Source organism: Lunatibacter salilacus (assembly GCF_009797935.1).
Taxonomy (GTDB): domain Bacteria; phylum Bacteroidota; class Bacteroidia; order Cytophagales; family Cyclobacteriaceae; genus Lunatibacter; species Lunatibacter salilacus.
This window is the reverse complement of sequence record NZ_VOLC01000025.1, coordinates 43150-56972: the sequence shown is the minus strand read 5'-3', so window position 1 is coordinate 56972 and position 13823 is coordinate 43150. Positions and strand designations below refer to the sequence as shown.

Here is a 13823-nt window from a genome sequence, read left to right as displayed (position 1 = left end):
TTGATGCGGGAACGTCTAAATACAAGGTATTATACAATTATTCTGGGACTGGGTATTTTGATATTAGTCTTAGTAGGCTATTTTTTTTATGATACTGCTGTACAGGAGCAAGTAGATTTTATTGCCGCTGATGCCCCGATTCCCCTAGAAGATATAGAAAATCGCATCGAAAACGGCGTTCATGTACAAACAGGACTGTTGGATGGGGAAGGTTTAAATCTGGTAATCGCACATTGTACTGCCTGCCATTCCGCACAGCTGGTTACCCAAAATCGTGCTGATAGAGATGGATGGAAAAAAATGATTGTATGGATGCAGGAAACCCAAAATTTATGGGATTTAGGAACGCAGGAAGAAACCATACTGGACTATCTGGCCAAAAATTATGCGCCGGAGGAAGTGGGAAGCGGTAATTTTCGTCGTGCGCCGCTAAAGGATATAGAATGGTATGAGTTGGAGAAATAATCTCATGGCAGATTTTTAATCTGCCATTATTGAACAACCAGTTTAAGGCTTGGCAATGAATATTTGAATAAACCTGTCATTTCCGTTTGTAACGTACCTGTTAAATGCTATCTGGGCCCCGTTTCTTGACCAACAATGGGCGAAAGGTGCTTCTTCTTTCTTTTCTGTAATTCGGGTTGGGTTTGATACTTTTCCTTCGGAGGAAACCTCCGCGGTAAATAGGCTATTGTCCGTCACATACGCAAACGTGATAGAAGTAGGATGCCAGCGAACCATGCTTTGAACGTCCGTTTCGTGATGGGTTGCCTGAATAGGCTCTCCACCGAGAGGTGATACTAAAAAGACCTGTACTATACCGGTGTCGTCTTTAGCCAAGTAGCTAATATAAGAACCATCCGCAGGTGAACTTACCCAATGACGGGGATTAGGGGAGACACCGGGATAGGTTCTGTTTTCCGTTCTTGTGATCCTCCTTATAGTTACTCCTTTAGGTGGTGCAGGCATGGTTTCCGCTGTTCCTTCCAGAGGGCCTTCATTTCCCGGGATATGAATATCATCCGGTATATCTACCACGAAAACTTCCGAGATATTTGCCCCATCATCTGTGATCAAATCGCCAATAAATCCCCTAGCCCGTTGGTAGGTATCGTCCGGTTTTCGGTAACCTTGGCTTCCCACCCACCAGTCTTCATACGCCCGACTTATTTCATCGGTTCCGGGTTTGGGATTGGGTACGACGGGGACTACCAATGCGGAAAACCATTCCCCTTGGATATTTGAGGAGTCTGGTTTAACGGGAACTTTTGGGCCTATTCGTTTGGATACACCTATAGTTCGGAGATCATTTTTCTGTCCTGTTTTAGATTCTAGGTCGACCATCAATGCATCGTTGTACGTGTACCCCATCCAGTCGCCATCTCCGCTCCATTGATGCCGGTGGGTTCCTCCACGCAAGGCTCCAGGTGTAAAGGGGTCATAAATATCTCTGGAATCCATATAATGCAGGGTCTCCGGATCGCGCTCGTCTAGGATTACGCCGCTGCGTCTATGAGCCGCATAGGGCTGCTTTTCATTTGCCGGCTGCAATCCGTGGATAAACACCACCTGAGGAAGAAACGGATGATAGCTGACTGCGCCGACTCCGGGACCGAAAGGGGTAGGGTTGCTTACCTGATAAAGAATTTCTTGGATTCTGGAGGATACATGTACTTTTTCTATCTTGGTATTTAGGGCGATTCCAGCGGGATTTGGCCTAGTATCGTAGACTATCCATTGGTCGTCCGGGGAAAAATTCTCGTTATAGTCCAGTTCATGGTTTTGATCTGAAAAGGTGAGTTGGGTTTCCGTCCAGTAGCGTGGCGTGTCGCAGGCAGTCATGGATATAAAGCAGATAATTCCCAGTAAAGGTGTGGGATAATTTTTGATATGCATACTTGAATTTCTTTGGCGATTAATGTAACCTCTTTAATGCCAGTGGGTATATGGATGGCTCTAAACTATTTCCTTCCATAATGGGTTTAATTTTCAGGGTTGGTCATTTATACATTGAATGATTTGCAATATCCGGTGAATTTTTATCTTTTTACGCAAACAAGTTACTTATGAAAAACGTGAATTCAAATTTTCAGCTACAAAGGACCTTGCTGCCTTTTTTATTGATGGTATTATTTATGGTGGCCAGTTGTTCCACAAAGATTTATTTCCCTGAATCTCCGGTTGTGCCGGGGGCAGATCCAAAGGCTGATGTTAAAAAAAATAAAGAGGGAGATTACGTAGTCAAACTGGATGTAAATAACCTGGCTTTGCCTGAACGGCTATCTCCTCCGAAAAGAAACTATGTCGTGTGGGTAAACACAGAGGGCGAGGGAGTCCGTAATATTGGCGAACTAAAAAATCGCAGAGGAATGTTTTCGAACAGCAATAGGGCGAGTTTTGAGGGAAGTATTCCTGTGAGGCCCACCCAAATTTTTGTAACGGCAGAAAGTAATCCCGATTTACAGTTTCCGGGAGAGCATACTGTACTGAAGAGTGATGTGTTTAGAATTAAGAAATAGAGGTTAATACCATGGAAATACAAATTTGGTCAGATATTATGTGTCCATTCTGCTACATTGGAAAGCGGAGGATGGAAGGAGCACTTAGGCAACTTGATCTCACAGATGAAGTGACGATAGTATGGAAGAGCTTTCTGCTCAACCCGGATATGAAAACCGACCCTACACGAAACAGTCTGGAATATTTGGCCGAGACCAAAGGATGGACCAAGGAGCAAACCCAAGAAATGGTGCAGAATGTGGTGGATATGGCCAAAGAAGAGGGCTTGGAATACAGCATGGACGATACTAAGGTAGCCAATGCGATGGATGCCCATAGGTTGATTCAGTTGGCTAAGACAGTTGGAAAGGGCGGTGATATGGAGGAGCGGCTTTTCAGGGCTTATTTTATGGAGGGGAAAAACATCGCCGATATGGATGTGTTGGTGGATTTAGGGAAAGATGTTGGAATAGACGGTGAGCGAGTCCGGGAATGCCTGGAAAAGGGCGAGTTTTCGGACAGTATTCGGCAGGATATCCTGGAGGCCCAGCAGATTGGAGTTCGGGGAGTGCCGTTTTTTGTTTTCAACAACCAGTATGCCATTTCCGGAGCCCAGCCTTTGGAGCTGTTTGTGCAGACGATGGAGAAGTGTTTGGAGGGGATTAAATAATTAAGAATCTCACGGCGGGTCCAATTTGGCGTGAATAGGACGATCCTGCACGAATTAGCGGGCATTAATATTAAGGAACCAAAAATTACTATATAATTTCCCACACATCAAATATATTATCAATGTGTGGTTTCCCTCCAATTGAAATGATTTTAGCTGATATAAATCTGCGCATATCTGCGATATCAGCGGGAAATATTTGTCTGACTAATAAAGGACAGACGATGAAGTTTGGCTAAATATTTTATCTCTGTTCAAGCGTATCTTTTTCGGGAACTTAATTAGGCTTACTTTTGTCTTCTATTTCCAAATGGGGCTGACCGGTTTTGACAGTAGGTGTAAGGACTGGGCCAGCATGTCGGGTGGAGCATGTACGCCCGTGAATAATTCATGCGAACCATAATTGGCGAATCTAATTACGCCATGGCTGCATAATCTATCCCTCTGGGGACAAGATACGCGTAAAGGGTTGAGCATCGAGAGATGTTCCCCGGCCACATCCCTCAGTCCTCCGTCCGTTCGGGGCTGATCCAGGGGTGTCGACAAGATCGGACTAGTGCCTGCGATGCTGCTAAGCGGGTGCGAAACTCTAGCGGATAAGTCGCGCATGGGTGTGTCATCCAGCAGTGCGCGGTCGAAAACCCAACCGATGACTAAACATGTAGACGGTACGGTGTTTCCCTATCTGGACGAGGGTTCGAATCCCTCCAGCTCCACCTAAAAATTCTCCGCTTCCCCTGAAAATCTTTGATTTTTAGGAGAAGCGGAGAATTTTTGTTTAGGTTTAATTTGACTTTTCCGTAGTTTTGAAGCTTTGGAAAAGATTTATTCAACACGTTAAAATTGATAAACTTGCGAGAACTTGGGTTGAAAACATTCTGTCCAGTATAAGGTCTATATAAGCGGAAATATGATCAAACGTACAATTTCAAACCTGCCAATTTCAACTTCTTAATATGCATTCCAGCCCGGATTAAGTCGTCTGCTTCTATGGCAGCTAAGGTCTTTTGAATAAGTTCGAATAGTTTTTTACGCTTTTCCAATCTGTCGAATGGAAAAGGATCCAGATTTTGCGAAAGTAACTGATTGATTTTCTCCTCAATCTGATTTTGTCTATTCCTCAATTGCTGCGCGATCAGCGAGATATTGGTCATTGTCAATTAAATTAACGTTTAGAAGTCAATAATTTAGACAAAAAATATTAATGTTTACCTTTGATTGATGTCTATTTTTTTTTCACCAGCAACTTTCTTTTCTCTGATTCGACTTTTCCGTCCCTCGTCTTAGATATTTTTATTTGTTTAATTTTAGCTATCCATTTACAGGTGTATATAAAAAGAGCGCCGGAGGGCTCTTTTCTAAACTTTTGCCTTCTTGGCCTTTCCACCTTTCGGGGCAGCTACCTTTTTACTGATATACGCCGTATGGGTTTTGCCATATTTGTCGGGCTCTTTTAATGATGCGACTTCAAATACTAGGTATTCGTTGCCGTCGTAGTCGATCATCAGGATTTCCTCCAGTGTTTCCTTGGAGATGGATACCCGGATGATGTCGAGATCTTTTACCTGAGTTCCTTTGCCGATGTAAGTTATTTCATCTGTTTATAATTGTTTTTTAGAGGTCAGATGAAATCTTCGCATGCATTATAATCATCCCTCCGTGTAAGGTTCTCCTCATGCTCGATTTCATGTGTATATAATTGTTTTTTAAAGGTCACCCCGATCAATCGGGGCAGGCTATGGAATCTCGCTACTATAATCATCCCACTGTGTGACGTGCTCGTCATGCTCGATTTCAAATTGTGACATGACTTTATCTGTTTCAATTTAATTGAGAAAACAGGGGCTGCCAGGGACATCCAAGCCCCGAAAAAATTGTGGAAGGCTTCCCCTGGAAAACCCAATTTTTCAGAACGGGCGTAGCGTACCCTTTGCGGGTGTACCGCAGATCCCATCTTTGCATCAATTAAAGGTTTCAACTGGTCAAACGATCGAAAACAGATAACTAAAAGTATGTTTTAATCACACGTGCCTTGGCTTTTCAACTTTAAACAGTTTATCAAATAGATCCGTTTTTATTACAGAAATCTCATTCCGCCAAAGCTCACCCTCAAATTTTATTTCTACTAAGCCCAGGTATTTCATAAATTTTTCAAAAACACGGTAGGAATAACAATTTTCACAATGATCAATTCTGTTTGAATAAGGGGGTTCGGGACCATCAAGCAGATTAGGGAAAGCCTTGAAATATTTTTGGGCATAAAAGCGATTACTATGCCATTCATTGCCAAATCGGCTTATCAGGATGAGAGAAAACCCACTACCTATTGGACCAATGCCGTTTTCTCCATATCCGTCGAAAAAGGCCCAATTAAACTTTTTCATATAGGTTTTTATAATCAACTGGGTTAGCATATCGTCCTTTTGAAGGATTTGTTGGCCCTGTTTGGTTAAACTAAGTTTATTTGAACGTTTTTTGACCAGTCCCGCTATAGTGAGCAAGATTCTTGATAGCGTAATCGAAGGGACTTCGGCTTCTTTTAACTGTTTAAGCGTCCGTCGTTCAACATATTTTTCTTTAATAAAATCTTTACTGTAAATTTCGGCAACCACTTTGGTCGGTAGAAATCCCAGCTTTGTTAGTTTGAGCTCACCCATCCCTTCAATTAACTTAGCGAGGTATTTGATCTGGTTCAAAAGTGGTATTTTTCCGTAATCGTCGTCTTCCAATTTCTGTAAACCGATTGGACTGCTTTCTTCAAACGTAAAATGCAAAATCGAATGCATTTCTGCCGGTGAGTATCCTTCAAAATCAGGGACAGGCCGGTTATTTTGTTCAAGCATTATTTTATTTAGGTGCTTTTGCAGTTCTTCAAGCATCGTTTTCCATTTTGAAAATTAAATTAATGAGATTAAGTCACAAGTTAGACATTGTAAGAGCAAAGGTTTTTAAATTTAAATTATAACAAAATATCCAGTATGCCAGAAAAACACAAAAAAAGCCCCGAAGGGCTCTTTTTTAAACTTTAGGCTTTTTCGCTTTACCACCTTTCGAGGCAGCTACCTTTTTGCTGATATACGCCGTATGGGTTTTGCCGTATTGGTCCGGTTCTTTTAGCGAGGCGACTTCAAATACCAGGTATTCGTTGCCGTCGTAGTCGACCATATGGTCTTTGAGGATTTCTTCCAGTGTTTCCTTGGAGATGGATACCCGGATGATGTCGAGATCTTTAACCTGGGTTCCTTTGCCGATGTAAGTTTTTTCGAATTGTGACATGACTTTTCTGTTTAAGGTTTTAAATTTGATTATGCCCAAGATATCGGGGGCTGCCAGGGACACCCAAGCCAAGGGCCGTACTAAAAAATTGTGGAAGGCTTCCTCTGGAAAACCCAATTTTTTCGAACGGGCGCAGCATACCCTTTGCGGGTGTACCGCAGACCCCATCTTTGCATGTATCATAATTCACAACCGGGAACAGGATAAGTCGATGAGACGGGAAAAACTTGAATAGTTCGAGAGCTAGGGTAGATTGACATTTCTGAAAATCCTGTCTATGCAAATAAGGGGCGTGTTATCATCGAGTATTAGGGATGTATATATAGAAGCGGCTGGAGTATTCTATTCCAATAAAGTGTAATTCATTGACATAAATAAATGTAGACAATGCCCGCATAATAAACGAGAAAATCAATAATTGGCTAAACACTCCCGGATGAGGAGAATTTAAAACGGCTGTATTTTCACAGGTATTATTCAAGTATAGTTTGAAATTCTTTGTGAAACTCTTCCCCGTAAATGTTTTTATATTCCTTTTTGAAGTTCTCGAAAACACCTTTTGCTAGGGAGTGTTTGCCAAGATAGACAAGGGATTTGCATTTCAACATCATTGCTTCTTCGTTAACCAAATCAAAATAGAAAATATGATTGGCAATCTCAATCAAAAATTCAGGGTCATCAGAAATGTTGATGCTATTTGCATAATGAGTGTAAAGATCGATTATTTCATTGCCAATTTCGGACTTAAACGAATCGAGCCATTCATATTCAAGATTGGATAGAAAGCTTCCCCGTTGCACAATTGCAATCAATTCTTTAATTCTTTTTTTGCTTAGGTCTTTTTTGTCCTGAATTATGTTGTAGTAGTTGAAAAAGTCTACGTTAATTTGGGTAGGGTCAATGTTTGCCTTCCAGTATCCCGTTTCTTTAGATATCTCGCATCCATTTACCTCAGAGAGTATCGATTTTAACTTTGCGATATTGACCGACCGATTATTTCTCGCACTTACGTTAGATTTGTCAAACCACAGTAAATCTTTTAGCTTTTCTGAACTGATTCCTCTTTTCCATCTGATAGAATATAATAAAATCAATAGAAATAGTTCTCGGATCAACGGGGTGAAATTTTTCGTAATATCATTTCCAGATTTATCAAACAACTGGAAAACTCCGAATAGATACATGGTATTTTGTTGCACCTCCCCGACTGTTCTCCTAGAATCGATTTCTGTAATAGACGTTGAGGTTATTTCTAATATCGGGATATGACCAGAATTTTCAATTTTCTTCCGTCCATTCAAATAGAATATAAGTATAAAAAGTAAAACTAAAATACCTAATATGGACAAAATATAGGCGTATGAAGGTATATTAGAAGGCTTTTCCGTATCAAGAATTGGGATGGGAGGGCTTGAAATTGAGTATATTGCTATTTCGCTATAGTTGTCAGTGGTATAGAATAGGGTAACGGCAAAGAATTTCTCCAGTTTAGAAGAGTAATACAAATCGACAAATGAATTGATGTCGTAGAATTTAAACGGTATTTTATTCCCTACTTCAGTATAGGTAGCAGAATCCAGTGATCCCCTAATAAGTTGCAATTCCGAATTAAACTTGTGTTTGGAAAAAATAAGACCATAATAGCCCCGAGCATTCTGGTCTATAACCATGGAATTAGCGAAAACGAAATCCTCATCCTTAATTCTTAATTCCGTCATTTTTTTGAATGTTTGATCTTGGGGATCAAATCGTAATAGGTCGTATAAATTTGAAGGATTATGAATTTGCTGGCCTGTATAAGTACCATATCCGCCTATCAGGTAAATATCCCCTTCAGCAGATCCTCCAAGAGCGGCAAGATACCTTGGCGTGTAGGACTCTGCGGGAGGAGCAATAGAATCCCAAGTTCCGGTTGGATTGTGGAATTTCCTTACAATATTTTTATAGATAAAATGACCATATCCTCCAAAAAAATAAAATGTGCTATCCTTGCTGTTAAATATTTTATTAAAATGCCAGTTGTCGGTAATCCGTTTTGGAGGAGTATAGTTTTTTGTCCAAGCTTGCGTTTCCGGACTGTATGTTGAAACCAACCCCTGATCTAGGTAGATGTTGTGAAGTCTTTTGAGGGTTGTGTCATAATAGGACTGATTGCCCTGCTGAAGTTGAAGACTTCCCGACTGATTGGGTAGGGAAGTTAACTCGTTGTTGGATGGAGAAAATGAGATCAAAGAATCTACTCCAACGATGTATAGTAATCCATCCGTTGAATTGAATGCCACACTTACAGGTCCTTCCGATGAAATCTTCTTTAATAACCTCCATTCGGAACGTAGCTCCTTTACCCATAGGGGATTAAGAACATCTCCTGACCTGCCCGCAATATTTTCCGCAGCTATATTTCCACTTTGTTCATCTAATAACCATTGGTATATTAAATTCCCATGTTCATGAATCTCGATGTTTTGAACGACCATCGGCGGAACATCAGTAGTTTTAAATTTCGAATAGTCATTTGCTCCAAACAAAATCTTAAAGCAACTTCCCTGCTCAAAGGGGATTTTTTGTGAACTGGTAATGCCCAAGAAGGAATATGTTAAGGTTTGACTTTCCAGATCATAGTCGAACGTAAACTTATTCCAAGATTTGAAAATATCCGTATCGTCTAAATCAAAATAGTGCGGGATAGACTCCCCTTGGTTTATGAATATAATATGGTTTTTTGAGGGCGAATTGATATTACTTATCAAGTCAATATTTCGGTTTTCTGGGTCAATTAGTCGAAAGATGTAACCGAAATATTCAAACTGATCAGGTCTAAATGAAATGTCAAAGGATAGCTGAAAATTTTTATCAAAACATAACCTGTTTTTTGGGCTTAGGTCCAATCCTGTTCTTTGGTCTTGAATTGCCTCATTGCTCACAAAAGATAGACCATAGAATTGGCCCATTGTAGGGGATGATACAAGTAGAAGACAAAATAGAGTAAAAGAAAAGCATGTATAATTGGATTTCATTGTGTATTTCAGTAGGATTTCAGCAACAATATTTGCAATTACGGTTATCGTGGATCGAGATCATTTAGCTTCAATTGCATAATTTATCCGTTGCTTCTCCGTATCATTTTGATGGATTATATAAATTTTACATTTTCAACGATTTCTGTACTTTAAAATCAAGATATAAATACAGTAAATTTTTGATTGGATGGGGATCGCTTTACATCATGCTCTACAGAGCATTAGATTCAAATAAATAAGCTTAAAGCAACTATTTGGGATCCTCTCTCTCAAAACCCATTATACAAAATTACATTTAAAATTTCACTTAATGTGACCATCTAATTCCGTATTGCAACCATCTATAACAAACGGAAAAAATAATATTGCCATTAATCCAGATGTTAATTTTTCATTAATCTTTTTTTAATGATCTCCACTATCATTGTAAAACGGCTTTGCGATGCTTTCCATTTCACGGCATAATTATTTGATTGTTAAATACCTATAAGCAAGGTCTCAATTTTACATACACCAATAACCCTTAATTTATGAAACCTACAAATCAAAAATCACCTGCCGCAAGGAGAAATGCACTTAAAGCAATCGCATTGGGCTCAACTGCCGGATTGTTAGGTCTTTTGGATAGTTCTGAAGCTCGGGCGGAATCCTATGTAACTCCGTCTTATCAAAAAGGCACTTCACCTGTTACGATTACCAAAGTAAGAGCGATCACCACTGCGCCAGGAGGATCCAATCTTGTAATTGTCAAAGTGGAAACATCAGAGCCTGGACTTTTTGGTTTGGGCTGCGCGACTTTCACGCAACGAGCGGCAGTAGTGGTTCCGGCAGTTGATATTTATCTCAATGATTTTTGCGTAGGCAGGGATGTTGACAATATCGAGGATCTGTGGATGTCCGCTTATGTCAGTTCCTATTGGAGAAATGGACCTGTATTAAACAATGCGCTATCAGGATTGGATCAGGCTTTATGGGATATTAAAGGTAAACGGGCAAAGATGCCTGTGTATCAATTATTAGGGGGGCGTAGCAGAATTGATGTTGACACCTATATACACGCAAGTGGAGGTACAGTTGAAGAAATTACGGACAAGGTACAGGAATTTATGGATAGAGGATGGAGACATGTCCGTATCCAACAAGGCGGATATGGAGGAACCGGAACTTTTGGAAAAGTTGTGCCCGATTTCAAATCTGCCGGATATGCAAGGGATACCGACGGATATTCTGATCAGGGAGAATACCTCCGCCGTGTCCCCAAAATGTTCGAATACGTGAGGAAAACCTGCGGTGAGAAAATAGAGCTGCTGCACGATATGCACGAACAAGTAGAGCCAATCCAAGCCATTAATATGATAAAGGAGTTGGAAGACTACCGTCCATTTTTTATAGAAGACCCGTTCTCTCCAGAAAATATGGGGTGGTTTAAGCAACTGCGAACTACAACTAGTGTACCACTCGCCATGGGAGAACTTTTTAATAATATAAATGAGTTCCGCGAACCAATGATAAATCAGATGTTTGATTTTATCCGTTGCCACATCTCTCAGATTGGTGGTATAACTCCGGCGATGAAAGTGGCGAGATTAGGTGAGTGGTTTAATGTACGAACGGCTTGGCATGGCCCGGGAGATACTTCCCCGGTTGGACATCAGGCAAATAACCACATTAATCTTGCTGTTTACAATTTCGGGATTCAAGAAGGGCAGTTTTTCAACGAAAAGGTTCAGGAAGTCTTTCCAGGAACTCCACTTATGAAGAATGGTTACTTTACAGTAACTAACCAGCACGGATTGGGGATTGATATCAATGAGAAAGTGGCTGCTAAGTACCCCATTCGTCATAATGGTATGGGGACCCTTCGGAAAGGCGACGGAACCATTATAAAGCCCTAGTTCATCCTTTTGTTGCCGCAGAACCTCGGAAATTTTTTTCTGTGTTTCTATCTCCAATCACATTGGTTCTGCAATAACCCGGATTCAATCTAACTAAACGATTTCATGAGAAAACTACTATTTTTAATTTTGTCATTTGTGATTTTTTGCTGCTACATATTATACTATTGCACTGATAACCGATCGAGGTTAACAACTGGCGAAAATTGGCCAAGATATGGTGGAAACAATCTGGGAAACAGGTATTCTCCTCTAACACAAATTCATGGTGGAAATGTGAATGACTTGGAAATTGCCTGGATGTATAATGCTGCTGTTACAAAGGAGGGAGCAATACAGTGCCAACCAATTATGATTGACGGGATACTCTACGGGACTACTCCTGAGCTAAATTTGTTTGCGTTGAATGCCGGAACAGGAGAAGAGGTCTGGAAATTTATACCTTCCAAGACTGATCGTCCTCACCAAAGTCGGGGCATAATGTATTGGGAATATAGGAAAGATAAACGTGTCCTTTATACTGTAGGCAGTGGACTTTATGCGGTGAATGCAATTACTGGGGAAGCAGTTGATGAATTTGGAGAAAATGGAAGGGCAGACCTAAAGCAAGGATTGCAGACCAATCTAGACCACGACGTCAGACGGCTATCTGTCAACGCTACAAGTCCAGGGGTAATCTATAAGAATACGCTGATAATCGGATCCGCTGTCTCAGAGGGGGGAGATGCGGCTCCAGGTCATATACGCGCATTTGACGTAAAAACCGGAACGCTTAGTTGGGTTTTCCATACAATCCCACACCCAGGTGAATTTGGCTATGACACTTGGCCAGGGGATGCCTATAAAAAAATCGGAGCTGCAAATAGCTGGAGTGGAATGACCTTGGATGAACAGCGCGGTATTGTCTTTTTCGGCACCGGTTCGCCAGCCTCTGATTTCTATGGAGCGGATCGGAAAGGAGAAAACCTATTTGCCAACTGCATCGTGGCATTGGACGCACTCACTGGGGAACTTAAATGGTATTATCAAACAATCCACCACGATCTTTGGGATCGGGACATATCCAGTCCACCCAATCTCACAACGGTGAGCCATAATGGGAAAGAAAAGGATGTTGTGGTACAAGCGACGAAAGATGGACTAATATATGTTCTTGACAGAGATGATGGTACTTCAATATTTCCTGTCGAAGAACGCCCGGTTCCAACAAATGGACTTCCCGGTGAACATCCTTTTCCGACCCAAAAATATCCACTCAAACCAGAACCATTTACAAGGCAAGTGTTTACTGAAGCTGATATTACAGATCTGTCACCCGAAGCCCACGCATTTGTAAAAGAAAAATTTCTTCGATTAAAAACAACAAATAAATATGCCCCGCCAAGCACCCAAGGGACTTTGCTTTTCGGGTATAGTGGAGGTGCCCAATGGGGTGGAAATGCCATTGATCCTGATGGAATTCTTTACCAAAATTCAAATGAAGAGCCCTGGGAACTTGTAATGACAGAAAGGAGCAATCTAAGTAAAAATTCCGGAAGGACTGGAAAAGTATCTAAAGGTACGGCACTGTATTTAGCCAACTGTGCATCATGTCACGGCAAGGACATGAAAGGAAATGGACCAGAATTACCCAGCCTCATTGATATAGAAAATAGACGTTCAACAGCTGATATCGAAAATCTTATACTAAACGGTGGAAGCAGAATGCCATCTTTTCAGCACTTATCTCAAGAGGACCGGAATAGTATCTCTGGGTTCATTTCCAATAGTGGAGCTGACACAATAATGGTCCAAACTGATCAGCTCGAACAAAAAGGAAACGAACTCGAAACCAACAACGCATTTCCATATATCCCTGCCTATGTCAGTAACCCATGGAGGAGATTCACTGATCAAAATGGATATCCAGGAATAAAGCCACCCTGGGGTACACTAAATGCCATTGACCTTAATACCGGTGAATACCTCTGGAGAGTCCCATTCGGAGAATATCCTGAACTTGCCAAAAAAGGAATCCCTATTACCGGAACGACCTCTTATGGTGGTCCGCTGGTTACTGCCGGCGGTTTAGTGATCATAGCAGGCACGAAGGACGAGAAGATAAGGGCATTTGATAAAAATACAGGCATTACACTATGGGAGTTCCAACTTCCCGCAGGAGGTTTCGCCACTCCCATTACCTATGAAGTAGACGGCAAACAATATATAGTAGTAGCGGCAGGTGGTGGAAGAGAACAGAAAATGGGAGGCAGTTATATTGCCTTTTCTTTAAAATAAATCAATTAAAATAGCCAATGATTGTGCGTATCTTCCGTGACATTCGGTTGGTTACCTCAAAGTGAATCGTCAAAGGTTGAATTATCTGATGTTTTGGTTCAGAAAAGCAGTCTCACTTTTGTCTTAGGAAAATGTACCAAATCTTACCTTATGAAGTTTCGGGACAATACTCCGGCGTTGTGAATT

Annotated in this window: 12 protein-coding genes and 1 other RNA gene; 7 read left to right on the top strand and 6 right to left on the bottom strand. The window is 41.1% G+C overall.

The window, feature by feature from the left end; all coding sequences use genetic code 11:
- Nucleotides 1-3: 3 nt before the first annotated feature.
- Complete coding sequence (locus tag FQ608_RS24540; RefSeq protein WP_234364380.1) at nt 4-465, top strand: hypothetical protein; 462 nt, start codon at nt 4-6, stop codon at nt 463-465.
- 42 nt (nt 466-507) lie between these two features.
- Here FQ608_RS24540 and FQ608_RS24535 read toward each other — a convergent pair whose 3' ends face one another.
- Nucleotides 508-1896, bottom strand: coding sequence for a DUF3748 domain-containing protein (locus FQ608_RS24535; protein ID WP_234364379.1), 1389 nt, complete (start codon nt 1894-1896; stop codon nt 508-510).
- A 170-nt stretch (nt 1897-2066) separates the two neighbouring features.
- Here FQ608_RS24535 and FQ608_RS24530 point away from each other — a divergent pair, with 170 nt between their 5' ends.
- From FQ608_RS24530 to ssrA, 3 genes are all read left to right on the top strand, one after another.
- Nucleotides 2067-2519, top strand: a complete 453-nt coding sequence (locus FQ608_RS24530) for a hypothetical protein (protein ID WP_158861137.1) — start codon at nt 2067-2069, stop codon at nt 2517-2519.
- A gap of 11 nt (nt 2520-2530) precedes the next feature.
- A complete protein-coding gene (locus FQ608_RS24525) occupies nt 2531-3169 on the top strand; it encodes a DsbA family oxidoreductase (RefSeq protein WP_158861136.1) in 639 nt (212 codons plus the stop codon).
- Nucleotides 3170-3481: 312 nt separating this feature from the next.
- Nucleotides 3482-3888, top strand: a transfer-messenger RNA (tmRNA) gene (gene ssrA, locus FQ608_RS24520).
- A 195-nt stretch (nt 3889-4083) separates the two neighbouring features.
- On the opposite strand, the gene FQ608_RS24515 is transcribed toward ssrA, so the two are convergent.
- The 4 genes from FQ608_RS24515 to FQ608_RS24500 form a co-directional block, all read right to left on the bottom strand.
- The gene (locus tag FQ608_RS24515) at nt 4084-4323 is read right to left on the bottom strand and encodes a hypothetical protein (protein WP_158861135.1); all 240 of its coding nucleotides are present in this window, start codon (nt 4321-4323) and stop codon (nt 4084-4086) included.
- 204 nt (nt 4324-4527) lie between these two features.
- On the bottom strand, nt 4528-4674 hold the full coding sequence (locus FQ608_RS27665) for a hypothetical protein (protein WP_234364378.1): 147 nt from the start codon (nt 4672-4674) through the stop codon (nt 4528-4530).
- A 516-nt stretch (nt 4675-5190) separates the two neighbouring features.
- Nucleotides 5191-6048: a hypothetical protein gene (locus FQ608_RS24505; RefSeq protein WP_158861134.1), complete on the bottom strand. Its 858-nt coding sequence runs from the start codon at nt 6046-6048 to the stop codon at nt 5191-5193.
- A gap of 139 nt (nt 6049-6187) precedes the next feature.
- Entirely contained in the window at nt 6188-6445 is a 258-nt protein-coding gene (locus FQ608_RS24500) for a hypothetical protein (protein WP_158861133.1), read from the bottom strand.
- Nucleotides 6446-6476: 31 nt separating this feature from the next.
- Here FQ608_RS24500 and FQ608_RS24495 point away from each other — a divergent pair, with 31 nt between their 5' ends.
- Nucleotides 6477-6680 carry a hypothetical protein gene (locus FQ608_RS24495; RefSeq protein WP_158861132.1) on the top strand — a complete coding sequence of 68 codons (204 nt, stop codon included), beginning with the start codon at nt 6477-6479 and terminating at the stop codon, nt 6678-6680.
- A gap of 238 nt (nt 6681-6918) precedes the next feature.
- Here the strand turns inward: FQ608_RS24495 and FQ608_RS24490 are convergent, their stop codons facing one another.
- Nucleotides 6919-9396 carry a Kelch repeat-containing protein gene (locus tag FQ608_RS24490; protein ID WP_158861131.1) on the bottom strand — a complete coding sequence of 826 codons (2478 nt, stop codon included), beginning with the start codon at nt 9394-9396 and terminating at the stop codon, nt 6919-6921.
- A 599-nt stretch (nt 9397-9995) separates the two neighbouring features.
- Here FQ608_RS24490 and FQ608_RS24485 point away from each other — a divergent pair.
- Complete coding sequence (locus tag FQ608_RS24485; RefSeq protein WP_158861130.1) at nt 9996-11360, top strand: enolase C-terminal domain-like protein; 1365 nt, start codon at nt 9996-9998, stop codon at nt 11358-11360.
- A 105-nt stretch (nt 11361-11465) separates the two neighbouring features.
- Complete coding sequence (locus tag FQ608_RS24480) at nt 11466-13637, top strand: outer membrane protein assembly factor BamB family protein (RefSeq protein ID WP_158861129.1); 2172 nt, start codon at nt 11466-11468, stop codon at nt 13635-13637.
- Nucleotides 13638-13823: the final 186 nt, after the last annotated feature.

Excerpts from the sequence above, each read along its gene's own strand:
- FQ608_RS24480 (WP_158861129.1), top strand. The coding sequence starts at position 11,466 with ATGAGAAAACTACTATTTTTAATTTTGTCATTTGTGATTTTTTGCTGC.
- FQ608_RS24515 (WP_158861135.1), bottom strand. The coding sequence starts at position 4,323 with ATGACCAATATCTCGCTGATCGCGCAGCAATTGAGGAATAGACAAAAT.
- FQ608_RS27665 (WP_234364378.1), bottom strand. The coding sequence starts at position 4,674 with ATGATCGACTACGACGGCAACGAATACCTAGTATTTGAAGTCGCATCA.
- FQ608_RS24500 (WP_158861133.1), bottom strand. The coding sequence starts at position 6,445 with ATGTCACAATTCGAAAAAACTTACATCGGCAAAGGAACCCAGGTTAAA.
- FQ608_RS24485 (WP_158861130.1), top strand. The coding sequence starts at position 9,996 with ATGAAACCTACAAATCAAAAATCACCTGCCGCAAGGAGAAATGCACTT.
- FQ608_RS24530 (WP_158861137.1), top strand. The coding sequence starts at position 2,067 with ATGAAAAACGTGAATTCAAATTTTCAGCTACAAAGGACCTTGCTGCCT.
- FQ608_RS24540 (WP_234364380.1), top strand. The coding sequence starts at position 4 with ATGCGGGAACGTCTAAATACAAGGTATTATACAATTATTCTGGGACTG.
- FQ608_RS24535 (WP_234364379.1), bottom strand. The coding sequence starts at position 1,896 with ATGCATATCAAAAATTATCCCACACCTTTACTGGGAATTATCTGCTTT.
- FQ608_RS24495 (WP_158861132.1), top strand. The coding sequence starts at position 6,477 with ATGCCCAAGATATCGGGGGCTGCCAGGGACACCCAAGCCAAGGGCCGT.
- FQ608_RS24525 (WP_158861136.1), top strand. The coding sequence starts at position 2,531 with ATGGAAATACAAATTTGGTCAGATATTATGTGTCCATTCTGCTACATT.
- FQ608_RS24505 (WP_158861134.1), bottom strand. The coding sequence starts at position 6,048 with ATGCTTGAAGAACTGCAAAAGCACCTAAATAAAATAATGCTTGAACAA.
- FQ608_RS24490 (WP_158861131.1), bottom strand. The coding sequence starts at position 9,396 with ATGGGCCAATTCTATGGTCTATCTTTTGTGAGCAATGAGGCAATTCAA.